The following is a 22749-nucleotide window of genomic DNA, read 5'->3' on the forward strand; positions in this document are numbered from 1 at the left end:
CAGGTGTGATCAGCCGTTGAAGACGAGCTCGGCCTGGTCGCGCCTGGTGGTGTGCAGTTCCCAGTAGACGGGGGAGATGTCCTCGGGCTGGATCACCGGCCGGCCGGGCATGACGGCGGTGCCGATCGACACGTCGATGCCGATGTGGGCGGCCTGGATGCCGGTGCCGTCCAGCTCCTTGTGCAGGTTGACCGCCCAGTTGCGCAGCGCCGCGGCGGCGGCGTTGACGTTGCCGACCAGCGGCACGGGGTCGAGGGAGCCGGCGCCGGTGGTGTAGAGCAGGGTGCCCGCGCCGGCCTCGCGCATCGCCGGCAGCACCGCCTTCGTGGCGGCGATCGCCCCGTAGAGCTGGAACTACGTCGGCTCCACCGCCACCACCGGAAACGTCGACTCACGGAGGGCTGTCGACCGGTGGGCTCGGACGGGGGTCGATGTGGGTCTTGGGGCCCGGACCGGAGCCGGGCGGGCGCTCGCCGCGCAGGACGGCGCCGACCTGTTCGAGGCCGACCGTCGCGCAGACCAGGGGCCTCGGGTCGACGGATCCGTCGGCGTACGCCTGGATGGTGGCGTCCAGGCCCGGTGAGGCGGACAGGACACCGACCGCGGTCACGTCCTTGAGGGCGAGCGTGCGGGTGTCGAGTCTGCTGGGCGTCCCGGCCAGCCCGACGAGGACCACACGGCCGGCCGGTTCGACCAGGTCGAGGGCCAGGGCCGGCAGGTGAGCGGCGTTGGACGCGTCGACGACCGCGTCGAACGGGAGATCCGGGACCGAGTTCTCCCGCCACACGTTCTCGAAGCCCAGGGTGCGGGCGAAAGCGAGCGAACTGTCGGTTCGGCCCATCAGATGCACCTGCGCCCCGGCGGCGCGGGCGAACAGGGCGACGAGGAGGCCGATGGTCCCCGGCCCGAGTATCAACACCCGTTTACCGGGGCGCAGTTCGGCGGCCTGTGCGGCGCGCAGGGCGTTACCGCCGGGCTCGACCAGCGCGCCGAGTACGGCGTCGACCGTGTCGGGCAGGGCGTGCAACGAGGTGGCCGGCACGGCGAGTTGTTCGGCCAGGGCGCCGGGTCGGCCGTCGCGTACGCCGACCTCCTGGCGCTTCTCGCACACGTGCTGGTGGCCTCGCAGGCAGCGGCGGCAGGTGCCGCAGCCGAGCATGGTGTCGCCCATGACGCGTCGGCCGATCCAGGCGGGGTCGACGCCGGCGCCGACCGACGCGACGCGTCCGGCCCACTCGTGACCGGGGCGCATCGGGTAGGTGGAGTGCCCTTGGTGGAGATAGGCCATCTCGCCGGTGAAGAACTCCGCGTCGGTACCGCACACACCGGCCCGCTCGACATCGACGACGGCCTCGCCGGGGGCCGCTACCGGCGCCGGGACCTCCTGGACCTCGTACTCCCCGGGAGCCACCAGCACGAACGCGCGCATCAGGCGGATGCTGACTGTGGCCCGAGTACCGGCTGGCGCTGCGCGCCGAGACCCTCGATGCCCGGTTCCATCACGTCATCGGGCCGCAGCCACACCGGCGGGTCGAATCCCATGCCGACGCCGGGCGGGGTGCCCGTGTTGATCAGGTCGCCGGGCTCCAGGACGAGGAACTGGCTGAGGTACACGGTGAAGCCTCCTGTGTTCGGCCGGCCGGATGGGTCAGGCGGGTGGGGGCGCGTACGCCCGTGTTCATCGGTGCGGCTCGCCCAGTGGGCCGAGCACGGCGCGGATCTCGTCGACCGCGTCGACCAGGGTGTGCAGTGGCGTCCGGTACACCAGCGCGCTGATGCTCAAGGCGCCGGAGGGCATCGTCGGCGAGGTCGCGTACACCGGCAGGGAGAGGCAGTTGACCCCGGTCTCGTTCTCCTGGTCGTCGAGGCCGTAGCCCCGTTCGCGCGTGGCCCGCAGGTCACCGTGCAGGGCGGCGGCCGTGCACCGGGTCCGAGGCGTACGGGGCTCCAGGGACGCGTCCCCGATCCACGCCTCCACCTCCGGCAGGGTGCCCAGGCGGTGGGCGAGCAGCAGCTTTCCGACGCCGGTGGCATGCGCGGGGTTGCGGCCGCCCACCGTCGAGGTCAGGCGGACGGCACCGGTGGGCGGATCGACCTTGGCGCGGTAGACGACCTCACGGCCGTCGAGGACCGCGTAGTGCGCGGTCTCCCCGAACCGGTGGGCCAGCGCTTCGAGGACGGGCCGGACGCGGACGTGCTCGGGACGGGCCTCGTGATGGGCGAACGCCATCCGCAGCAACTCGTCGCCGAGCACATAGCGGCCACGGACGTTCTGGTCGGCCAGACCGGCCCGGCGCAGCGCACCCAGCGCCCGGTGCACGGTCGGTTTGGGGCTGCCGATCACCCGGGTCAGTTCCTCCAGCCCCACCCCGTCGGGATACCGGGCCAGCTCCTTGAGGACCGCGAGTACGCGGTCCGAACCGACAAGTCGGCTGCTCTCGCCGTCAGTTGAGTGGTCATCACCGAGGGGTGTCGGTCCGTGGGACACCTGCGTATGCTTCATGGCGTTCCAAAGATTAGACCCATGTGTCGGTTGTTGGAAGGAGCTCGATGGTGACGCTCCGCAGCGCCCAGTGGTACGCGGGTCAGGACCGCAACGCCTACATCCACCGGGCGTGGATGCGCCGCGGTGTGCCGAAGGACGCCTTCACCGGGCGGCCGCAGATCGCCATCGCCAACACCGCCTCGGACCTGACCCCCTGCAACGCACACCTGAACGAGGTGGCCGCCTCCGTCCGCGACGGTGTGCACGCGGCGGGCGGGATTCCCCTGGACCTGCCCGTCGTGTCGCTGGGGGAGACGCAGTTGCGGCCCACCGCCATGCTCTGGCGCAACATGGCGGCGATGGCCACGGAGGAGATGCTCCGGGGCAACCCCATCGACGGTGTCGTGCTGCTCGGCGGCTGCGACAAGACGATCCCGTCGCTGCTGATGGCCGCGGCGTCGGTGGACCTGCCCGCCGTCGTCGTGCCCGGGGGCCCGATGCTGACCGGGACCTTCCGCGGTGCGCCGCTGGGCTGTGGCACCGATGTGTGGCGGCTGTCGGAGGAGGTGCGGGCCGGCACGCTCTCCGAGGAACAGTTCACCCGGTCCGAGTCGTCGATGATCCGCAGCCGCGGGCACTGCAACACCATGGGCACCGCCTCGACGATGGCGCTGGTGGCCGAAGCGCTGGGCACGGTCGTCCCCGGAGTCGCCGGCACCCCCGCTCCCGACAGCCGCCTGCTGGAGGCCGCCCACGACACCGGCCGGCTGGCGGTGGACCTGGTGGCCGCGGACCGCCGGCCGCGCACCTTCCTGACCAAGGCGTCCTTCCACAACGCGATCGTGGCGTTGGCCGCCGTCGGAGGGTCGACCAACGCGGTCGTCCACCTGCTCGCGATAGCCGGCCGACTCGGCGTCGACCTGACGCTCGACGACTTCGACCGCATCGGCTCCCGCGTACCGGTGCTTGTCGACCTGCTGCCGGCCGGCCGCTTCCTCATGGACGACTTCCACCGCGCGGGCGGTCTGCTCGCCGTCCTGCGTGAGGTCCGCGACCTGCTCGACCCCGACGCGCTGACCGTCACCGGCAAGCCACTGGTCGACCACCTCGACGACGCCCCCATCTGGGACTCCGAGGTCATCCGCACCCGCTCCGAACCGCTGGTCGCCGAAGGCGGCATCGCCGTCCTGCGCGGCAACCTCGCCCCCGCCGGGGCCCTCATCAAGCCGGCCGCCGCCTCCCCGCACCTGCTGCGCCACCGCGGCCGGGCGCTCGTCTTCGACAGCATCGAGGACTTCCACGCCCGCGTCGACGACCCGGATCTCGACGTCGACGCCGACAGCGTCCTCGTCCTGCGTGGCTGCGGCCCCAAGGGCTACCCGGGCATGCCGGAGGTGTCGAACATGCCGCTGCCGAGGAAACTCCTCGAACGGGGCGTGCGTGACATGGTCCGGGTCTGCGACGGTCGTATGAGCGGCACCGCCTACGGCACCGTCGTCCTGCACGTGGCACCCGAGGCCGCGGCCGGCGGTCCCCTCGCCCTGGTGCGGACCGGAGACGTCATCACCCTCGACGTCGAAGCCCGCCGCATCGACGTGGAGGTCCCGGACGACGAACTCGCCGCCCGGACCCCCGACGAGGCCACCCTCACCGGTTTCGCCAAGCCCGGGCGCGGCTGGGAACGCCTCTACGTCGACCACGTCCTCCAGGCCGACACCGGAGCCGACTTGGACTTCCTCGTCGGCTCCAGCGGCTCGGAGGTCAGCCGCGAATCGCACTGACCGAGTCCGTGGGCACGGAACCGGCCACCAGCGGCATCCTGGTCAGCGTCAGCGTCAGCGTCAGCGTCAGCGTCAGCGTCAGCGTCATCGCCGGCGGCGGGCGCGCGACGTACTGAACCGCACGCTCACACCGGGCGGCGGGACTCGGCCCGCAGGACCGCGCGCGCTGTCGTGGCCATGACTTCGTCGACCATCTCGCCCTCGAAGGCGACCGATCCCTCGCCCCGGGCCTGTGCCTCCTCCAGAGCGGCGATCAGCCGTACGGCGCGGGCGAGTTCCGCGGGAGAGGGCGAGAACACCTCGTTGAGGACGGGGACATGGGACGGGTGGATGGCCATCATCCCCGTGTAGCCGAGGGCGCGGTTCTGCTCGGCGAAGGCACGCAGGCCGTCGAGGTCGTGCACGCGGGTCCACAGGCCGGCCACCGGGTGGGGCGCTCCCGCGGCGCGTACGTCGAGCAGGACCCGGGAGCGCAGGGCGTGCGTCTCGTTCCCCTCCGGGCTCCAGCGGTACCCCACAGCGCGCTCGACGTCGCCCCCGGCTCCGGTGATCGCACCCAGGTAGGCGACACGACGGGCGGCGGCAGCGCAGTCGTAGGCAGCGTGGAGGGCGGGTGTTCGACTCCGACGCACCACCCGGCCGCGTGACCCTACGGACCGGCCTGCTCGGATCGTCGGTGCGTCTCACCGTGGCGAGAGCTTCTCGGTGAGCCGGCACAGGCTCTCCGTTCGAGTTCCGTCAGCTCACGTCCCGCAACCCCGTCGCCTGTCCCTGGTCGTCCCACTGGACCTCCAGGACCCGCTCGACGGCGTCGCGGTTGAGGGGGCCGAACACGTGCGGGAACAAGGTGCTCGCCGGGACGCCGGGCGGCGGGACGGGCGCCGCGGCCTCCCATTCCAGTCGGGAGGCCAGCCGGTCCTCGGTGAGGACCAGCGTCAGCAGCGGCCTCGGTGCCGTCCGGTAGAAGGCGTTGACGATGGCCAGCGTGGTCTCCGCGTCCGGGGAGCAGTGGATGAATCCGTCCTCCGTGAGGGAAGCGGGAGCGTACGGGCGATCGGGGTCGGCGTTCCATTCTTCGAGTGGAACCACGTGTTGGATGGTGGTACGGCTGGACACGATCGGGGTCCCTCCGGGGTGCGGGCGAGAGATCCAAACTAGTTGCTCGCCGCACCGCGGCCTGACCGAGCTGCTGGATAAGGGTTCGACCAACCTGCCTGTCACCGGCCATGATCCGCACTCGTGACGACGTCGAAGCAGTTCCTGGTCCGGGCCGCCGCCCGCAACAACGCCGAGTGGTGTGCGGCGATGAGCCGATCGCACGGGGTGGCGGGCGGGTTCGAGGCGCAGGCCTGGGCCGCGGCCGCCCGCACACCGCCGTACTACCCCGACGCGGTGACGCTGGTGCCGGGCGCCGACCCGGACGCGCTCGCCGCCCGGATCGACACCACCACTCCCGGCGCCTCGGTGAAGGACAGCTTCGCCGACCTCGACCTGACCGAGGCCGGTTATCGGGTCCTGTTCGACGCGCGGTGGATCCACCGTCCGGCGGGCGCGCCCTCACTCGCGCCGGATCTCGGCTGGGACGTGGCGAAGGACCGGGACGCGCTGCGCGCGTGGGCGCTCGCCTGGGACGACGAGGGCGGTGCCGCGGACCTCTTCCGCCCGGAACTCCTCGACGACCCCGACACGTTCGTCCTCGCCGGACACTCCGCCGACGGCCGGATCGTCACCGGAGCGGTGGCGAGCCGCGGTGACGACGTGGTCGGCGTCTCCAACGTCTTCGCCCGTGACGGCGGCCCCGACCTGGCCTGGCCGGTCGTCCTCGGTGCGGTGCACCGGCTCTTCCCCACCCTGCCTGTGGTCGGCTACGAGCACGGCGACGACCTGACGGCAGCCGTCCGACAGGGCTTCGAGCCGGTCGGCCCGCTGCGGATCTGGCTGCACGGGTGACCGGGCCGGCCAGAGGGGCACGCCGGTCGTCGCGGTGACCGCGCCACGCCAGGAACAACCGTGACACGCCACGCCACGCCACGCCACGCCACGCCCCGCGACAGCGGGCGGCGCGGACGGACACCGCATGGGCATCCGTCCGCGCCGCCCGCCCCCGCGTCAGCTGTCAGCCAGTCGCCCGCACCGCGTCGCGGATCAGGTCGGCGACCTCCTTCGGCCGGGACACCGCCACGGCGTGCGAGGCGCCCTCCAACTCGACGATCGTGGCCCCGGCCCGCTTGGCGCCGAAGCGCTCCACCTCGGGGTTGATCGCCTGGTCGGCGGCGGCCACCAGGGCCCAGGACGGCTTGGTCCGCCACGCGGCGGCCGCGGCGGTCTCCTCGAACGCCGCGACGGCGAGCGGGCGTTGGGCCGCGGCCAGCACCTTGGTGACGGGGGCCGGAACATCCGCGGCGAAGATCGCCGGAAACTCCTCGGCCTTGATGGTGACCTCGACCGCGGGCTCAGCGCCCTCGACCGGGTACGTCCACTGCTTCAGGTTCTCGACGAGCGGCGAGAGCGGGAAGCGGCCCTGCAACTCACCGAGGCTCTCGCCCTCCTCGAGCACGTAGGCCGCGACGTAGACGAGACCGACGACATTCTCCGTGGTGCCGGCCACGGTGATGAGCGCACCGCCGTAGGAATGGCCGACCAGCACGACGGGACCGTCGATCTGGGCGGCCACGGAGGCGACGTACGCGGCGTCCGAGGCGAGACCGCGCAGCGGGTTGGGCGGCGCCACCACGGGGATACCGTGGTTCTGCAGCTCAGCGATGACGCCGGACCAGCTGCCGGCGTCCGCGAAGGCGCCGTGCACGAGCAGGGCGGTGGGGGTGGTGGACATGGAAAAGCTCTCCTCCTGGCCTTCTGGATGTCTCAGTTGCCGTGCAGCGCGCCGCGCAGGGTGCCGACGGCCAGCGTGATCGCGGCCTCGGCGGCATGGGTCTCGCGCAGGGCGTTGAGCATCACGAAGTCGTGGATGACGCCCTGGAAGCGCACCGCGGTCACCGGGACCCCGGCCTCACGCAGCTTGTTGGCGTAGGCCTCGCCCTCGTCGCGCAGCACGTCGGCCTCACCGGTGATGACCAGAGCGGGCGGCAGACCGGTCAGCTGCTCGGTGTCGGCGCGCAGCGGCGACGCGGTGATCTGCGCGCGCTCGGCCTCGTCGGTCGTGTACTGGTCCCAGAACCACTGCATGCCGTCGCGACGCAGGAAGTAGCCGGTGGCGAACTGGTGGTAGGAACCGGTGTCGAAGTTCGCGTCGGTGACCGGGTAGAAGAGGACCTGCTGGACCAGGGGCACGTCACCGCGCTGCTTGGCCATCAGCGTGAGCGCGGCGGCCATGTTGCCGCCGACGGAGTCACCGGCGACCGCCAGCCGGGAGGCGTCCAGGCCCTTGGACGCGCCCTGCTCCACGATCCAGCGCGCGACCGTGTAGTTCTGCTCGATGGCGACCGGGTAGCGGGCCTCGGGCGAGAGGTCGTACTCCGGGAAGACGACGGCGGCGTTCGCGCCCACGGCGAGTTCCCGCACCAGGCGGTCATGGGTGTGCGCGTTGCCGAACACCCAGCCCGCGCCGTGGATGTAGAGGATCACCGGCAGGGTCCCGGTGGCGCCGGCCGGCCTGACGAGCCGAGCCCGCACCGTGCCCGTCGGGCCACCGGGCACGGTGATCCACTCCTCGTCGACGGCCGGCTTCTCGATGTCGCCGGACTGCACCTCGTCGACCGCCTTGCGGCCCTCCGCGGGCGGCAGGTCGAAGAGATAGGGCGGGTTGGCGGTCGCCGCGGCGAACGCGGCCGCCGCCGGCTCCAGGACCGGCTGAACCGGCTCAGCGACGTCGGACATGAGTGTCTCCTGCGTTTCGTGCGATGCGCCGGTCTCTCCGGCGGGGCGGCTTCGGGCAGACACGGAATCTGCGGGGCCGCCGATCTCCACGCTAAGCCTGTGAGCGCGGGGGCGCACGACTGTCAGCGCACCGGTACTGGCCTCACAGCGCAGGGAACGGGAGGCCTCGCGGTCAGCGTCCCGGCGCGGGCCCGCTGCTGGCGCGGATCACCAGGTCGACCGGCACCAGGGACTCGGGGCGGGGCGGTTCGGTGGAGCCGTCGATGCGGTTCAGGAGGAGACGCAGGGAGCGGGTGCCGATCTCCGCGAAATCCGTGCGGACCGTGGTCAGGGGCGGCAGGAGGTGTGCGGCTTCCGGGATGTCGTCGTAGCCGACGACGCTGACCTCGCCGGGAACGGAACGTCCGGCCTCGTGGAGGGCGTGCAGGAGACCCAGTGCCATCTGGTCGTTGGACACGAACACCGCCGTCACGTCCGTGCGCGCGGCCAGTCGGCGGCCGAGCTCGTACCCCGAGTCGGCGCTCCAGTCACCCACCAGGGGTTCGGGGATCCTCGCCCCGGCGTCCTCCAGCGTCGACCGCCAGCTGGCCAGCCGATGGTCGGCGGAGGTCCAGCCGGTCGGACCCGCGATGTGCCAGACCGTGGCGTGCCCGAGCCGCAGCAGATGCTCGGTGGCCTTCCGGGCCCCGGCCCGTGAGTCGCCCGTGACCAGCGGGGTCTCGGTGTCGAGGCCGTTCTCCAGGACCACCAGCGGAATGTCCAGGTGGGTGTCGGCCAGCGCCCGCCCCACCCACAGCTGCGGCGCGATGGCGATCACCCCGTCCGCCCCCTCGGCCGAGAGCCGGTCCACCGCCTCCACGACCGTGTCGTGGTCGGCGGTGTCGAGCGCGATGGAACTCACCAGGTAGCCGGCGTCCTGCGCCGCCGTGTTGATCGCCGTGAGGATCGACGCGGGCCCGTAACGGGCCGCGTCGAAGGAGATCACACCGAGCATCCGGGTCCGGCCGCTGGCCAGCGACCTGGCACTGCGGCTGGGGCGGTAGCCGAGCGTGCGCATGGCCTCCAGTACCGCCTGGCGCGTCTCGGCGCGGACGGACGGATGGTCGTTGAGCACGCGGGAGACGGTCTGCTTGGAGACACCGGCCAGCCGGGCCACGTCGTCCATCACGGGGCGCGACCCCGCGAAGTTCCGTCTGCTGCGCCACTTCGGAACGGCTCCGTCGGCGGCGCTTCGGGTCATGGTGGCGGTTTCCTCGACGTCGGTGCGGGGGTTCTGTCTGGCCCGGCAGGCCCACAGCATAGGCGGGGCGTACGACGGGACGGTTCCGGGGACTCGGGGCGCCGGGCCCCCGGAACCACGCCCGGGCGGGAGGCTCAGCCGGGCCGTAGCGTCCAGGTACGGGCCGTGACCCACTCGGCGCGGGTCACCGCCGCCGTACGTCCCCGGTCGCCCGCCTCCCGCGGCACGTACACCGCCGCGTCCGCGTGCGACGGCAGCACCCGCAGCCGCAGGCCCTCCGACCGCAGGGTCTCGCCGGGCAGCCGGTCCAGGCCGATGTCCCAGACCCGCCCGGAGAAGAACTGGTCCGCGACCAGCGTCTCCCCGACGTACGCCCGTCCCACGTCACCGGTCCAGTGCAGCCGCAGCAGCGTCCCCGGCGGCAGGCCGTCCGGGACGTCGATCCGGTACTCGGCGGCCACGCTGTCGAAGTGCTTCTCCGCGGGCGCGCTCGCCCGGCCCTGGACGCCCGTCGTCGGCTCCGGCGCCGGCCCCGCAGGCCGCAGCAGCACGACCCGAGCGTCAGCGTCCCCGGCCCTCGCCCCGGCCCTCGCCCCGGCCCCCGCCTCGGCGCGCGCCGAGTACCGCGTGAACACGCCGTCCGCCGACTGCGTCACCGCCGCCCCGTCCACCACCGGAGCCCGCGGCGGAGCGGGCAGCACCGCGAACGAGACATCGGGGGCCGAGCCGTGCAGCCGTACCTCTTCCCGGTCGAAGACGACGCCCGCCTCGCTCAGCACCAGCCGCTCGGCACCCCACGCCCGGCCCCGGTAGGCGGTGCGTGCCGTCGCCGCGTCCAGGACGAGCAGGCCGACCCGCTCGCCGGCCACGGTCTCCACCTCGACCAGGGCGTCGGTACCCGGCCGCAGCCCGGTCACCAGCAGCCGGTCGGCGACGTGGGTGGTGTCCCCGGACGGTGTGCTGAGAGACGTCACCGTGGCCGCGTCCAGGGCGAGTTCGGGAGCCATGCCGTCGACGGCGGCCAGCACCAGGACCGTACGGCCGTCCAATTCGAGCAGGCACACGGGCTGCGCGGTGGCCCACTCCAGCCGCAGCCCCGCGACGTCGAGCCGCAACGGCCAGCAGAAGTAGGCGCCCGTCGGGACGGTGACGGGGCTGCTCGGCAGCGTCAACTCCCCGGCTACATCGGGGAATTCGACCGTGAACGAGGTGTCCGGATGGTCCGGCAGCGGCTCGTGGGGCTGATGGTTGTTGACGAACAGGAAGCCCGAACCGCCGTCGCCGCGCACCGCCCAGCGCAGGGTCTCCCGGTCGCCCTGGCCCGCGGGCCGCAGCTCGGGCAGCACGGACTCCATCGGCGCGACGCGATGCCCGAAGTCCGCCAACATCAGGTTCTGCAGCCGCAGTTCGTGGTACGTCCGCCGGTACTGGCCGTACTCGCCGAGCGGCGCCTGGAAGTCGTACGTCAGAACGGGCAGGTCGTTGGGATAGTCGGTGGCGTGGGACTCCTGCAGAGAGGTGAGCTCACCGGCGGGATTGGTGCCGCCGTGGAACATGTAGAAGCCCTGCCAGATCGATCCGCAGCCGATCTTGGTGAGGCCGAGCGCGCCGATGTCGTCGGCGTCGACGCGCGGCCTGCGGTGGTACGACACCGCCATGCCGCCGCCCAACTCGCAGGTGGCCCAAGGGAATCGGTCCGCGAACGCGTCCGGCTCGCCGCCCCGCACGGTGGTGGGTCTGAGATCGGCGCCGATGCCCTCGTCGTCGCGCTGGTGGGTGAAGAAGAAGTGCTTGCGGCAGGTGTCGGGCCAGCCGCCGTCCGCCTCGGTCCAGAACGTCTCGGTGTAGCCGCCGTACAGCGGAAGCAGTTCGTCGGGCGGCAGGCGGACCCCGCCCCAGGCGGTCGACGTCCACAGCGGGGCACTCAGTCCGGCCTCCTGGGCCATCCGCTTGAGGGTGAGCAGGTGGCCGGGCTGGTCGTAGAGCTCGTTCTCGATCTGGATCGCCACGATCGGGCCACCGTGCGCCCGGTCAAGGCCCCGCAACTGCTCGGCGACGGCGGCGAACCAGCCGCGCACCGGCTCCAGATAGGCGGGGTCGTCGGTGCGCGGGACGCAGTCGCGGGCCAGCAGCCAGTCGGGCAGGCCGCCGTTGCGGACCTCCGCGTGGGACCAGGGGCCGATGCGCGGGACGAAGTCCAGGCCGTGCCGTGCGCACAGCTCGGCGAAACGCCTGAGGTCGCGGTCGCCGTCGAAGCGGACCCCTCCCTCGATCTCCTCGTGGTGGATCCAGATGATGTAGCCGGCGACGGCGGTGACCCCGCCCGCCTTCATCTTCAGCAGTTCCTCCTCCCACTCGGCGGCCGGGTAGCGGGAGTAGTGGAACTCGCCCGAGACCGGGAACCAGGGGCGCCCGCCGCGCGTGAGCCAACGGCTGTTGACCTCGATCGGATCGGGCACGCCGGGGGCGTCGGCGAAGGGCAGATGACCGGTCAGCGGCGGACCGGCGGGGGCGGGGACGCGCAGGCGGTGGGGGCGGGGCATCACTCGCCCACCGGTCCGAGATCGGGGGTGTCGGTGAGCTGGGCGCGGGTGCCGGTGGTGGCGTGCAGCTCCAGCAGGACGAGTTCGTTGGCGCCGGGACGCAGCACCGGGCCGGGGACGTACAGGGTGTGCTGCGGACCCCGGTTCCAGTAACGGCCGAGGTGGAAGCCGTTGACCCACGCCTGGCCCTTGGTCCAGCCCGGCAGCGCGAGGAACGTGTCGGCCGGGACGTCCACCGCGAACGTGCCCCGGTGGAAGGCGGGCACGGCGTCCGTGACCGCGGCGGACGGTGCGAACGGCAGCGCGTCCAGGTCGCCCAGGGGCACCGGCCGGCACTCCCAGCCGTGCAGCGCGACACCCTGGAAGGACACCGGACCGAGCAGGCCCTTGGGCGCGCCGATGCGCGGCCCGTAGTTGACCCCGCCCTGGTTCTCCACCAGAACCTCCAGCACGGCACCGGCATGCGGCACCCGCACGGGCAGCGTCTCGTCGCGGCGTTCGCGCTCCAGTACGCCGACGGCGGCGCCGTCCACGAAGACCTGCGCGCGGTCGCCGACCCCGCCCTCGAAGTGCAACAGCCCGTCTCCCGCGGCGGGAACGGTGGTGCGGTACAGCACATGGCCGCCGTGCACGCCGAGTTCGTTCATCGTGACCGGGTCCTGCGCGCGCACGACCCCCTCCAGCGTCCGGGCGTACGGCAGCAGCGGCACCCGGTGGTCCAGGTCGACGGTGACCGGCGGGAGTTTGGGGCCGGGGGCGGGGGCCGGTTCGTCGGGGACCGCCGCGTGCCGGGCGATGACCTCGCGGAAGGCGTGGTACTTGGGGCCGGGGTCGCCGCTCTCGGTGAGCGGGGCGTCGTAGTCGTACGACGTGACGGTGGGCGCGTAGGTGTGGTGGTGGTTGGCGCCGTTGGTGAAGCCGAAGTTGGTGCCGCCGTGGAACATGTAGATGTTGACCGAGGCGCCGGCGGACAGCAGCAGGTCCAGGTTCGCCGCGGCCTCCTCGGCCGACCGCACATGGTGCGGGCCGCCCCAGTGGTCGAACCAGCCGATCCAGAACTCCGCGCACATCAACGGACCTTCGGGCTGATGCGCGCGCAGCGCGGCCAGGTGCTCGTCGACACGGCCGCCGAAGGTGCCGGCGCTGAGCGTGCCGGGCAGGCTGCCGGCGGCCAGGTGCTTGGCGTTGGCCTGGTCGCAGGTGAACAGCAGTTCGTCGACTCCCCGGGAACGCAGTGCCTGTTCGACGTGCTTGAGGTACGCGGTGTCGTCGCCGTACGCCCCGTACTCGTTCTCCACCTGTACGGCGATCACCGGCCCGCCGTTCGCGGCGAGATACGGCCGCAGCGGGGGCAGGAGCTGGTCCAGGTAGCGGTCGAGGGCGTCGGTGAACCGCGGATCGCTGGTGCGCAGCCGGATATCGGGGTCCGAGATCAGCCACGCGGGCAGCCCGCCGTCGTCCCACTCGGCGCAGATGTACGGGCCGGGGCGCAGCAGCACGTGCAGGCCCTCCGCCTGCGCCAGCCGCAGGAAGCGGGGCAGGTCGAGCAGACCGTCGAGGACGAGCGTGCCGAGTTCCGGTTCGTGGAGGTTCCACGGCAGGTACGTCTCGACGGTGTTGAGCCCCATCAGCCGTGCCTTGCGCAGCCGGTCGGTCCACTGGTCGGGGTGGACGCGGAAGTAGTGCAGAGCTCCGGAGATGATCCGGAACGGCTCGCCGTTCAGGAGGAAACCGTCGGACGACGTGGACAGAGCGGGCATGCGGGGGCTTCCCTTCGGGTCGGTGCGACAGGACCGGTTCAGCGGTTGCCGGGGGTGCGGGCAGTGCCGGGGGTACCGGGAGTGCAGGGGGTGTCGGAGGTGCTGGGAGGACCCGGGGTGTCTGGGGCGCTGGGCGTGCGGGAGGCGCTGGGCGTTCGGGAGGCGCCGGAGGGGTCAGTAGTGCGAGGGGTGTCGGTGGGGCGGGTGGCGCGGATCAGCCAGAGTGTCGCGGCCAGGCACAGCGCCGAGATCCCGCACAGCAGGAGCGGGACCGCGCGGACGCCGGACGCCTCGATGGCCGCGCCGAGCGCCGGGCCCGCGGCGACCCCGCCGACCATGCACGCGGCGATGACGAGGGCACCGGCCCGGCGGGCACTGGGGGCCGCCCGGTGCAGCCAGGGCAGGCCGGTGGGGAAGATCGGAGCCATGAACAGACCGACACCGGCGTAGGCGTACGGCGCGAGGGCCGGGACCGACGCCAGCAGCAGACAGACCGTCATGCACGCGCACGAGACGGTGATGATGGTCTGCGCCGAGAAACGCAGCGCGATCGGAGCGACCAGGAACCGGCCGACGGTCAGCATCAGCCAGTACACGGAGGTGGCGGTCGCGGCGACCCCGGCGCCGTACCCGACGGTCTCCAGATGGGTGGGCTCCCAGCCGCCGACGCCCGCCTCGACGCCCACGTGCAGGACGTAGAGCGCGACGAACACGGCCAGCACGGAACCCAGGCTGCGGCCGAGGACCCGCGCCCCGCCGGACTCCGGGACACCGGCCGGCCGCGGTACCCGGTCGCGGACACCCTTCAGGCAGAGCAGCAGTGGCAGGTTGGCGAGGGCGAAGCCGAGGAAGACCGCCGGATAGTGCGCGGAGCCGACCGCGCCGACGAGCGCGGGACCGAGGATCGCGCCGACGCCGAAGTGCGCGTTGAGGATGTTCAGCATCGCGGTCGAACGGTGGCCGAAGCCGATCGCGAACAGTTGGTTGAGGCCGTAGTCGATGCCGCCGAAGCCGAGCCCGGCGAACAGGGCCGCGGCCAGTGCGACCGGCCAGTTCGGCGCCAGCGCGAAGCCCGCCGCGCCGACCGCCATGAGGAGGTACGAGGCGCCGAGGATCTGCCGGTTGCCGAACCGGCCGTAGAGCCGGTCGAACAGCAGCACACCGGCCACCCCGCCGACGAAGTGGGCACTCAGCCCCAGGCCGGCGGCCGTGGGAGTGAGGCCGAACTCCTCGCGGAACGCCGGGATGGCCGGTCCGTAGAGGGCCTGGAGGGCGCCGATGAGGACGAAGCCCGCGCAGGACGCCACCACGGCGGCGGGACTGAAGATCGGGGTGTTCGGCCGGGTCTCGGTGGTCTCTCTGGCCTCGGTGGCCTTTGTGGAGGACACCTGCTTGTTGTTCTCGACGACGTGTTCTTCCCCCGGCACGGCACACCTCTCGTCTACTCCGACTCAGTGATGTTACCGGTAACATCCGCGCCGTCAAGATCCCGGGAAGCCGTGAACAGCGGGCGCGCGGGGAGAAAGTCGAGGGCGGATTGGACTTTCAGTCCAAGGCTTGGACGTGTAGTCTGGATTTCTGGTCGAGAGAGGGGGCGTGATGTCGATCGAAGAGGGCCTGGAAGCCGAGCGGGACGCGATCCTGGCCGCGCTGAAGCCGGTCGCGGACGGGCTTGTGGCGACCTTCGGGCCGATGTGCGAGGTGGTCCTTCATGACTACCGGCGCCCGGAGGGATCGGTGGTCGCCCTCGCCGGTTCGGTGACGGGGCGTGCGGTGGGCGGTGCGATGAGCGAGATCGGCATGCGGATGGTCGCGCGCGGCGACGAGGCGGCCGACGAGCTGAACTACCGCACCCGCACCGGCACCGGACAGATCGTCAAGTCCTCCACGATGGTGCTGCGGGACTCGACGGGCGCGGTGTTCGGCGCGGTCTGTGTCAACCTCGACGTCTCCGCCATCACCGAGGCCCACAGTCTCCTCGGCGCACTGGCCGGGATCGGCCGGGAGCCGGACGAACTGCCGGTGACCGCGTTCGGCAACGACATCGACTCCGTCGTCGACGTGATACTCGACGCCCATCAGCTCCACCAGAACCGCCCCTGGGCGGTACTGGACCGTGCGGAGCGCCTGGAGCTGTTCCGCGGTCTCGACGGCCGCGGAGTGTTCGCCGTGCGGCGCGCGGTCGAACAGGTCGCCGCCCGGCTCGGCATCTCCCGCGCCTCCGCGTACAGCTACCTCTCTCAGGCCCGGGCCGCGACCGACGCGGCATCCGATTCCCATGGAGGACACGCGTGACGACTACCACTCCGCCGATCACCCTCGACGACATCCGTGACGCGGCCGCCCGACTCAAGGGCGTCGCCCACCGCACCCCCGTCCTGCGCTCGCGCACCCTCGACGAACTGGTCGGCGCCGAGGTCTTCCTCAAGTGCGAGAACTTCCAGCGCGTGGGCGCCTTCAAGTTCCGCGGCGCCTACAACGCGGCCTCCCGGCTCACCCCGGAGCAGCTGGCCAGGGGCATCGCCGCCTACTCCTCCGGCAACCACGCCCAGGCCGTCGCCCTGGCCGCCCGTGAACTCGGCACCACCGCGGTGATCGTCATGCCGGAGGACACCCCGGCTTCCAAGCGGGCGGCCACCGCCGGCTACGGCGCCGAGATCGTGACGTACGACCGCTACACAGGCGACCGCGTGGCCATCGGCGAGGCCCTGGCCGCCGAGCGGAATCTCGCCCTCATCCCGCCCTACGAACACCCGCACGTCATAGCGGGCCAGGGCACCGCGGCACTGGAACTCCTCGAAGAGATAGGGGAGTTGGGTGCGCTGATGACACCGGTAGGCGGCGGCGGACTGATCGCCGGCAGTGCCACCGCGGCCAAGGGTCTGGACGCCGGTATCCGAGTGATCGGCGTGGAACCGGAGGCGGGGGACGACACCCGGCGGTCACTGGAGGCGGGCCGTCGGGTCACCATCCCGGTGCCCCGCACCATCGCCGACGGCCAGGCCGCGGAGACCCCGGGGGAGCTGACCTTCTCCGTCAACCGGCGGCTCGTCGACGAGATCGCCCTGGTGTCCGACGACGAGATCCGGGAGGCGATGCGGTTCGCGTTCGAGCGCCTGAAGATCGTCGTCGAGCCCAGCGGAGCCACCCCGCTGGCCGCCCTGCTCGCCGGGCGGGCGGGTCCGCTCCCGCGCAGGATCGGAGTGATCGTCTCCGGCGGGAACATCGACGCGGAACGTTTCGCGCGGCTGTGCGCGGCCGGGGCCTGACTCCAGGCACATTCACCCGGATGGCGGTACCAGACGGACGGGCGGACGATAGAGAGGTGGGGTCGGGCCCCCGCCGGCTCCGCTCGTGGTGGGCGGGGAGACGGAGACCTGCCCGGGCCGTACGGACAACGGCCGGAAGGGAGAGCCGTCATGCTGGAGATAAAGACACTCGAAAAGGCTGACGAGCGGCGCGATTTCCCCCGGGGGCACCTCGAAGCCGTCCACCTCACGGGCCTCGACTTCGCCGTGGCGACGTTCGAGCCGGGCTGGCGCTGGACGGAGTCCGTGGCGCCGATAGCGGGCACGGACAGCTGCCAGGTGCACCACAACGGCTACATGGTCCAGGGACGTATGCGCATCCGTATGGACGACGGTGCCGAGAGCGAGGTGGGCCCCGGCGACGTCTTCGTCTGCCCGCCAGGACACGACGCCTGGGTCGTGGGCGACGAACCGGCCGTGGTGTACGACTTCGCGGGCGAAATGGCCACGGATTACGCGAAGGCCAAGTAAGACCTGCCGCGGGCGGGGACCCGGGAGAGCGTCCCCGCCCGCAGGCGCGCGTGTCACCCCATGACGACGGTCTTCGCCCGCGCGTGGGATGCCAGTAGTGCGCGTTGACTGCGGCCGCACGCACCCGCACCCGCCCCCGCACCTCACCCGCATTTCCCCGGCACCGGACACGGGTCGCTGACCACTGCCTTCATGGGCCTTGCTTCTCCGGGAGGATCCGCCGCTCTGTCGCGCTTGCATTGCGGAAACCGATCGGTTTACCCTGTCGCACGAGGGTAAACCGATCGGTTTTCGACTGCGGGAGAGACTCATGACCACCATCGAAGGTTCCGTCGCCCTGGTGACCGGCGGCAGCCGCGGCATCGGCCGGGCGCTGGTCGCCGCGCTGTACGAGCGCGGCGCGAAGAAGGTCTACGCCACCGACCGCGACCCGCGGACCGTCACGCACCAGGACGCGGTACCGCTGGCTCTGGAGGTGAGCGACCCCGCGTCCGTCGCGGCCGCAGGCGCAGGACGTCACCCTGCTGATCAACAACGCCGGCGCGAGTGTGAACGCGAACTTCCTCGACTCGTCCGTGGACGACATCCGCCGAGAGTTCGAGACGAACTTCTACGGCCCGCTCCTCGTCGCGCGCGCTTTCGTCCCGGTCATCGAGCGCAACGGCGGCGGCCACATCCTGAACGTTCACTCGGTGCTCTCCTGGCTAGGCCTCGCCGGCTCTTACAGCGCCTCCAAGGCCGCCCTGTGGTCGCAGACCAACTCCCTGCGCCTGGACCTGAAGCCGCGCGGCATCGAGGTCACCGGTCTGCACGTCGGCTACGTCGACACGGACATGACCGCGGCCATCGACGCACCGAAGTCGACTCCCGAGGGCGTGGCCGCCCAGGCCCTCGACGGCATCGAGGCCGGTGCCTTCGAGGTGCTGGCCGACGACCTGACCCGACAGGTGAAGTCGGGGCTGGCCGCCGATCTCGGCGCGCTGTACCCGCAGCTGGCCGCGTAGTCAGACCGGCAGCAGGCGCCCGACCAGGGCGCCGAGCTGCCGGGCGGTCCGGCACTCGTGCATCTCGACCAGTTCGGCGTAGGCGGGTGCGGCGGAATCGCCGGTGCCCCACTGCGCGCCCGCCTCCGGGTTCAACCAGTGGATGCGACGGGCTCGTTCGGCGATCCGCCGCAGGGCGGGCAGGTTCGGGTCGCTCATGTTGGTGCGGGCGTCACCGAGGATCAGCACGGTCGTTCTCGGGCCGACCGTGTCGCCGTACCGCTCGGCGAACTCGCCCAGCGCCACGCCGTAGTCGCTGCTGCCGTGCCAGCCGGTGAGCACGGCTTGCGAGCGGATCCGGGCGCCGAGCCCCTCCGGGTCGGCCGCGCCGTGCACGAGCAGCCCGGTCACCTCGTCGATCCGGTTGACGAAGGCGAACACCCGCACCTTGCTGAACTGGTCGTGCAGCGCCTGCACCAGCAGCATCGTGAAGTCGGAGAACCCCGACACCGAGCCCGACACATCGCACAGGAGCACCAGTTCGGGGCGAGCGGGACGGCGGCGGCGCAGCACCGGGCGCATCGGCACCCCACCCGTGGACAGCGACCCGCGCAGGGTGCGCCGCAGATCGATCGTGCCCCGCGAGGTCCTGCGCCGGCGTGCCGCCAGCCTTGTGGCCAGCTTGCGGGCCAGCGGCTGCACCGTCCTGCGCAACTCGGCGAGCTGGGCCTTCCCGGCGAACAGGAAGTCGACCCGGTCGGCGGTCGGGGCGACCTCCCGCCGGGCGATCTCGTCCCGGCCGCGCCGCTCGGCCACCCGGCGCCGCGCCTCCGCGGCCACCATCCGGCGGAAGACCTCGATGCGCCGCCGGATCTCGTCCTCCAGCAGCCGGGCGGTGAACCCCGAACCGCCGTCCTGCGCGCGGACGCTCTCCCGGACGCGCGCGAGCAGCGTCTGCGGACGCAGCCGGTCCAGCGCCTGGTGCGACGACCAGCCGTCCGACGCCGGCGAGGAACCGTAGCCGCCGAACCCGTCGACCGCCTCGGCCGCCAACCGGTCGAGCAGCGCCCGGTCGTTCGCGGCCAGCGCGGCGGCGAGCCGCTCGCGCAGGTCGTCCCGGTCCGCGGACTCGGTCCCGGGCGCGCCGACGCCCCGCGGAAAGTACAGGTCGAAGACCGGGTCGAACACCGGCCGCTGGGCCGCACCGTGCAGCAGGGTCGCCGCCAGCCCCTCACGCAGCAGTTCCCGGTCGGCCAGGCCCAGCTCCTCCACCGCCCGCGCCGCGTCCACGCTCTCGCCGGTGCCGACCCGGATGCCGTGCGCGCGCAGCGCCCCGACGAGTGACGTCAGCCGCTCCGCGACACCGGCCGGCGTGGTCACAGGGCGCCCAGATCGAGCTTCGCACCGGCCTTGAGGATGTCGTCCTGGTGCTTCAGGAGCACGCCCAGGGTGTCGCGTACGACGGTCTCGTCGAGGGTGTCGGCACCGAGCGCGAGGAGGGTGTGCGCCCAGTCGATGGTCTCGGCCACCGACGGCACCTTCCGAAGGTCCATCGCCCGCAGCGCGCCGACGACCCGTACCACCGACTCGGCCAGCGTTTCGTCCAGGCCCGGAACCTTCAACCGCACGATCCTGCGCTCCAGTTCCTCCTCGGGGAAGCCGATGTGCAGGAACAGACAGCGGCGGCGCAGCGCCTCCGACAGTTCGCGGCTCGCGTTCGAGGTGAGGACGACGAAGGGGCGGCGGGTCGCGGTGACCGTGCCCAGCTCGGGCACCGTCACCTGGAAGTCGCTGAGGACCTCCAGAAGCAGGCCCTCCACCTCGACGTCCGCCTTGTCGGTCTCGTCGATCAGCAGCACCTTCGGCTCGTCGCCCCGGATCGCGGTCAGCAGCGGGCGGGGGAGCAGGAACTCCTCGCTGAAGATGTCGGTGCGGGTCTCGTCCCAGCTCTCGTCGCGGCCCGCGCTGATGCGCAGCAGCTGCTTGGCGTGGTTCCACTCGTACAGCGCGCGGGACTCGTCGACGCCCTCGTAGCACTGCAGACGTACCAGTCGCGCCTGAGCGACCTGGGCCACGGCCTTCGCGAGCTCGGTCTTGCCGACACCGGCGGGGCCTTCGACGAGGAGTGGCTTGCCGAGGCGGTCGGCGAGGAAGACGGTGGTGGCGACGGCGGGGGAGGCCAGATAGCCGGTCCCGGCCAGGCGTGTGGAGACGTCGTCGACGGAAGTGAACAGCAACGGGGCCTCCAGCTGGGCGCGGACCAGGTCGTATCACTATCTAAGCGCTTGTTCACCGATGATGTCACGGGAATGGCGTCTCCCGCCTCATCGGTATACCGATCGGTTTCCGTGCTTCGGCCGGCGAGGTAATCTCGGCGTATGACCACGACAGACAAGGCGTCCACGCGGGACCGGTTGCTCGACGCGGCGGCCGAGCTCTCCTACCGCGAGGGCGTCTCCATCGGCGTCGAGGCGCTGTGCCGTGCCGCTGGTGTCTCCAAGCGGTCGATGTACCAGCTGTTCGCGAGCAAGGACGAGGTTCTCGCGGCGAGCCTGGAGCAGCGCCTGCCCGGGTACACGGCACGGCTCTCGCCGCCGGAGGACTCTGGTACGCCGCGTGAAAACGTCCTGTACGTCTTCGAGGCGCTGGAGAAGGCATCGGCCGAGCCCGACTACCGGGGCTGCCCCTATCTGGCCGCGCTGATCGAGCTGAAGGACCCCGAACACCCGGCGAACCTGGTGGCCCGCGAGGCCAAGGAGACACTGAAGACGGTGTTCCGGGTCCAGGCGGAGCTCGGCGGGGCGCGTGACCCCGAGTTCCTCGCCCGCCAGTTGATGCTGGTCTTCGACGGGGCGAGCGCCCGCGCCGGCGCCCGCGTCGAGAGCCTGGACGGACTGACCACGGAGACCGTGACGGCGCTGCTGGACGCGGCGGGCATGTGAGCGGAGAAGGGGCAGCACCGAAGCGAGCGGAGAAAGGGCAGCCACCGCAGTGACTGCCCCTGTGCCCCTGTTGCCTGTCCTGCCCCGCTCACGCGGCCAGCCCCACCGCCTCCACCGCCGGGGTGCGCAGCACCCGCCGGGCCGTGACCAGACCGGTCCCCAGCGTCGCCGCCGCCGCGATCGCGCCGACCGTCAGCCAGATGCCCAGGCCCTGGTCGGGCAGTACCGAGTCGGTACGGACGACGGTGAACGGAATGATCCCGGCCAGCGCGGCCACCGTCCCGAAGAACAGACCGATGACCGTCAGGATCAGCCCCTCGACACCCACCGTGCTGAGTACCTGTCCCGGAGTCGCTCCCGCGAGGCGCTGCTGACCGAACTCCCGGCCACGGTAAGTGGTCGCCGCGTACAGGGAGTTGACCAGCATCACGCAGACGAACACCACGATGATTCCGACGACCGTGAGGTTCAGCGTCTCCAGGTTCTTGGCCTCGACCGACTTGGTCAGGCCCGAGGCCTCGACGGCATCGCTCTCCACCGCCTGCATGTACAAGGTGGCCGTGGCCACCGCCGTGAACAGGATCAGCGACATCAGGATCCCGGCGAGGTGGTCCGCCCGTCGGCGCAGATTGCGCACCGCCAGCCACCCGCTCGCGCCGGTCAGCGGCAGCCGGTCCAGCACACCCTTCAGCAGTCGCGGCGACAGCAGCGCGAAGCCCACCGACAGCAGGATCGCCCCGTACGCCGGCGCCGCCATCAACGCCGCGTCCGTCGCCGAGAACGCGAAGGTGGACAGCGCCCCCATGGCACCCGCCAGCAGCGCGGCGTACGCGAGGAACCTCCGTGCCCCGCCCCGGCGCCGGTGCCCGCGCGTCGCCCGCCGTACGGCGAGGAACGCGGCGCCCACCGCGGCGAGCAGCGTGATGCCGACGCCCGACATCAGCGCGAGAGGCCCGAAGGAGTGGTCGACCGACCGCGCGACCTGCCCGCTGTCCTGGAACATCCCCAGCAGGGCCTGTCCGCCGAGCATGGCCGGGCCGATCGCCGGCACGGCGCCCAGCAGGGCCACCGCCACCGCCTCACCCACGACCATCCGCCTGAGCTGCGCCGGGGTCGCTCCCGAGCAGCGCAGCAGCTCCAACTCCGCCGCCCGCTGGCGCACGTTGACCGTCAGTGTCGAGGCGACGGCGAAGAACACCAGCAGGGTGCCGTAGCCGCCGACCACGCTCGCCGACGTGGTCAGCGTCTCCGCGCTCACCGAGTCCACGCCGGCCTGTCCGGCCGTGTCGTACAGCGAGTTGAACATCATGATGACCGCCGCGCCCAGGAAGGCGGACAGCAGCGTCGCGAGGAACCGTCCGGGCCGTCGCCGTATCGACCGCATCGCCAGCATGAACAT

Annotated in this window: 20 protein-coding genes and 2 pseudogenes; 7 read left to right on the plus strand and 15 right to left on the minus strand. The window is 72.0% G+C overall.

Going from position 1 to position 22749, the window contains the following annotated elements; genetic code table 11:
• Positions 1-9: 9 nt before the first annotated feature.
• From AB0H86_RS11685 to AB0H86_RS11700, 4 genes and pseudogenes are all read right to left on the minus strand, one after another.
• Positions 10-306 carry a hypothetical protein gene (locus AB0H86_RS11685; RefSeq protein WP_362436024.1) on the minus strand — a complete coding sequence of 99 codons (297 nt, stop codon included), beginning with the start codon at positions 304-306 and terminating at the stop codon, positions 10-12.
• A gap of 85 nt (positions 307-391) precedes the next feature.
• Positions 392-1429: an alcohol dehydrogenase catalytic domain-containing protein gene (locus AB0H86_RS11690; RefSeq protein ID WP_362436026.1), complete on the minus strand. Its 1038-nt coding sequence runs from the start codon at positions 1427-1429 to the stop codon at positions 392-394.
• A pseudogene (locus AB0H86_RS11695) lies at positions 1429-1611 on the minus strand (fumarylacetoacetate hydrolase family protein); the annotation flags it as partial. The gene AB0H86_RS11690 and the pseudogene AB0H86_RS11695, both read right to left, overlap by 1 nt.
• 67 nt (positions 1612-1678) lie before the next feature.
• On the minus strand, positions 1679-2503 hold the full coding sequence (locus AB0H86_RS11700) for an IclR family transcriptional regulator (RefSeq protein WP_362436028.1): 825 nt from the start codon (positions 2501-2503) through the stop codon (positions 1679-1681).
• A 47-nt stretch (positions 2504-2550) separates the two neighbouring features.
• Here AB0H86_RS11700 and AB0H86_RS11705 point away from each other — a divergent pair, with 47 nt between their 5' ends.
• A complete protein-coding gene (locus tag AB0H86_RS11705; RefSeq protein WP_362436030.1) occupies positions 2551-4266 on the plus strand; it encodes an IlvD/Edd family dehydratase in 1716 nt (571 codons plus the stop codon).
• Between the two features lie 125 nt (positions 4267-4391).
• On the opposite strand, the gene AB0H86_RS11710 is transcribed toward AB0H86_RS11705, so the two are convergent.
• A complete protein-coding gene (locus AB0H86_RS11710) occupies positions 4392-4898 on the minus strand; it encodes a hypothetical protein (RefSeq protein WP_362436032.1) in 507 nt (168 codons plus the stop codon).
• Between the two features lie 106 nt (positions 4899-5004).
• The gene (locus tag AB0H86_RS11715) at positions 5005-5364 is read right to left on the minus strand and encodes a DUF952 domain-containing protein (protein ID WP_362436470.1); all 360 of its coding nucleotides are present in this window, start codon (positions 5362-5364) and stop codon (positions 5005-5007) included.
• Between the two features lie 141 nt (positions 5365-5505).
• On the opposite strand from AB0H86_RS11715, the gene AB0H86_RS11720 reads away from it, so the two are divergent.
• Positions 5506-6216, plus strand: coding sequence for a hypothetical protein (locus tag AB0H86_RS11720; RefSeq protein WP_362436034.1), 711 nt, complete (start codon positions 5506-5508; stop codon positions 6214-6216).
• Between the two features lie 166 nt (positions 6217-6382).
• Here AB0H86_RS11720 and AB0H86_RS11725 read toward each other — a convergent pair whose 3' ends face one another.
• The 6 genes from AB0H86_RS11725 to AB0H86_RS11750 all read right to left on the minus strand — a co-directional run bounded on the left by AB0H86_RS11725 (position 6383) and on the right by AB0H86_RS11750 (position 14974).
• Entirely contained in the window at positions 6383-7099 is a 717-nt protein-coding gene (locus AB0H86_RS11725; protein ID WP_362436036.1) for an alpha/beta hydrolase, read from the minus strand.
• A 32-nt stretch (positions 7100-7131) separates the two neighbouring features.
• The gene (locus AB0H86_RS11730) at positions 7132-8103 is read right to left on the minus strand and encodes an alpha/beta hydrolase (protein WP_362436038.1); all 972 of its coding nucleotides are present in this window, start codon (positions 8101-8103) and stop codon (positions 7132-7134) included.
• 172 nt (positions 8104-8275) lie between these two features.
• Positions 8276-9343, minus strand: a complete 1068-nt coding sequence (locus tag AB0H86_RS11735) for a LacI family DNA-binding transcriptional regulator (RefSeq protein WP_362436040.1) — start codon at positions 9341-9343, stop codon at positions 8276-8278.
• Positions 9344-9477: 134 nt separating this feature from the next.
• Positions 9478-11886, minus strand: a complete 2409-nt coding sequence (locus AB0H86_RS11740; protein ID WP_362436042.1) for a beta-galactosidase — start codon at positions 11884-11886, stop codon at positions 9478-9480.
• Positions 11886-13646 (minus strand): beta-galactosidase, encoded by a 1761-nt coding sequence (locus tag AB0H86_RS11745; RefSeq protein WP_362436044.1) that lies wholly within the window; start codon positions 13644-13646, stop codon positions 11886-11888. The genes AB0H86_RS11740 and AB0H86_RS11745 overlap by 1 nt, the downstream gene beginning before the upstream one ends.
• Positions 13647-13684: 38 nt before the next feature.
• Positions 13685-14974 carry an MFS transporter gene (locus tag AB0H86_RS11750; RefSeq protein WP_362436472.1) on the minus strand — a complete coding sequence of 430 codons (1290 nt, stop codon included), beginning with the start codon at positions 14972-14974 and terminating at the stop codon, positions 13685-13687.
• Between the two features lie 271 nt (positions 14975-15245).
• On the opposite strand from AB0H86_RS11750, the gene AB0H86_RS11755 reads away from it, so the two are divergent.
• The 4 genes and pseudogenes from AB0H86_RS11755 (at position 15246) to AB0H86_RS11770 (ending at position 18429) form a co-directional block, all read left to right on the plus strand.
• Positions 15246-15941 carry a PAS domain-containing protein gene (locus AB0H86_RS11755; RefSeq protein WP_362436046.1) on the plus strand — a complete coding sequence of 232 codons (696 nt, stop codon included), beginning with the start codon at positions 15246-15248 and terminating at the stop codon, positions 15939-15941.
• Positions 15938-16915 carry a threo-3-hydroxy-L-aspartate ammonia-lyase gene (locus AB0H86_RS11760; RefSeq protein ID WP_362436048.1) on the plus strand — a complete coding sequence of 326 codons (978 nt, stop codon included), beginning with the start codon at positions 15938-15940 and terminating at the stop codon, positions 16913-16915. The genes AB0H86_RS11755 and AB0H86_RS11760 overlap by 4 nt, the downstream gene beginning before the upstream one ends.
• Before the next feature lie 150 nt (positions 16916-17065).
• Entirely contained in the window at positions 17066-17425 is a 360-nt protein-coding gene (locus tag AB0H86_RS11765; protein ID WP_362436050.1) for a cupin domain-containing protein, read from the plus strand.
• Between the two features lie 310 nt (positions 17426-17735).
• A pseudogene (locus AB0H86_RS11770) lies at positions 17736-18429 on the plus strand (SDR family oxidoreductase).
• Here the strand turns inward: AB0H86_RS11770 and AB0H86_RS11775 are convergent.
• Both AB0H86_RS11775 and AB0H86_RS11780 read right to left on the minus strand, forming a co-directional pair.
• A complete protein-coding gene (locus tag AB0H86_RS11775) occupies positions 18430-19788 on the minus strand; it encodes a VWA domain-containing protein (protein WP_362436052.1) in 1359 nt (452 codons plus the stop codon).
• Positions 19785-20642, minus strand: coding sequence for a MoxR family ATPase (locus tag AB0H86_RS11780; RefSeq protein ID WP_362436474.1), 858 nt, complete (start codon positions 20640-20642; stop codon positions 19785-19787). The genes AB0H86_RS11775 and AB0H86_RS11780 overlap by 4 nt, the downstream gene beginning before the upstream one ends.
• Positions 20643-20786: 144 nt before the next feature.
• On the opposite strand from AB0H86_RS11780, the gene AB0H86_RS11785 reads away from it, so the two are divergent.
• Entirely contained in the window at positions 20787-21350 is a 564-nt protein-coding gene (locus tag AB0H86_RS11785) for a TetR/AcrR family transcriptional regulator (RefSeq protein WP_362436054.1), read from the plus strand.
• An 88-nt stretch (positions 21351-21438) separates the two neighbouring features.
• Here the strand turns inward: AB0H86_RS11785 and AB0H86_RS11790 are convergent, their stop codons facing one another.
• Positions 21439-22749, minus strand: coding sequence for an FtsX-like permease family protein (locus AB0H86_RS11790; protein ID WP_362436056.1), 1311 nt, complete (start codon positions 22747-22749; stop codon positions 21439-21441).

Source organism: Streptomyces sp. NPDC050997 (assembly GCF_040660135.1).
In the GTDB taxonomy this organism is placed as follows: Bacteria; Actinomycetota; Actinomycetes; order Streptomycetales; family Streptomycetaceae; genus Streptomyces.

Bases quoted from the DNA above. Each gene is read 5' to 3' on its own strand.
- AB0H86_RS11685 (WP_362436024.1), bottom strand. From the start codon at position 306: ATGCGCGAGGCCGGCGCGGGCACCCTGCTCTACACCACCGGCGCCGGC.
- AB0H86_RS11690 (WP_362436026.1), bottom strand. From the start codon at position 1,429: ATGCGCGCGTTCGTGCTGGTGGCTCCCGGGGAGTACGAGGTCCAGGAG.
- AB0H86_RS11700 (WP_362436028.1), bottom strand. From the start codon at position 2,503: ATGAAGCATACGCAGGTGTCCCACGGACCGACACCCCTCGGTGATGAC.
- AB0H86_RS11705 (WP_362436030.1), top strand. From the start codon at position 2,551: ATGGTGACGCTCCGCAGCGCCCAGTGGTACGCGGGTCAGGACCGCAAC.
- AB0H86_RS11725 (WP_362436036.1), bottom strand. From the start codon at position 7,099: ATGTCCACCACCCCCACCGCCCTGCTCGTGCACGGCGCCTTCGCGGAC.
- AB0H86_RS11730 (WP_362436038.1), bottom strand. From the start codon at position 8,103: ATGTCCGACGTCGCTGAGCCGGTTCAGCCGGTCCTGGAGCCGGCGGCG.
- AB0H86_RS11735 (WP_362436040.1), bottom strand. From the start codon at position 9,343: ATGACCCGAAGCGCCGCCGACGGAGCCGTTCCGAAGTGGCGCAGCAGA.
- AB0H86_RS11740 (WP_362436042.1), bottom strand. From the start codon at position 11,886: ATGCCCCGCCCCCACCGCCTGCGCGTCCCCGCCCCCGCCGGTCCGCCG.
- AB0H86_RS11745 (WP_362436044.1), bottom strand. From the start codon at position 13,646: ATGCCCGCTCTGTCCACGTCGTCCGACGGTTTCCTCCTGAACGGCGAG.
- AB0H86_RS11755 (WP_362436046.1), top strand. From the start codon at position 15,246: ATGTCGATCGAAGAGGGCCTGGAAGCCGAGCGGGACGCGATCCTGGCC.
- AB0H86_RS11765 (WP_362436050.1), top strand. From the start codon at position 17,066: ATGCTGGAGATAAAGACACTCGAAAAGGCTGACGAGCGGCGCGATTTC.
- AB0H86_RS11785 (WP_362436054.1), top strand. From the start codon at position 20,787: ATGACCACGACAGACAAGGCGTCCACGCGGGACCGGTTGCTCGACGCG.
- AB0H86_RS11790 (WP_362436056.1), bottom strand. From the start codon at position 22,749: ATGTTCATGCTGGCGATGCGGTCGATACGGCGACGGCCCGGACGGTTC.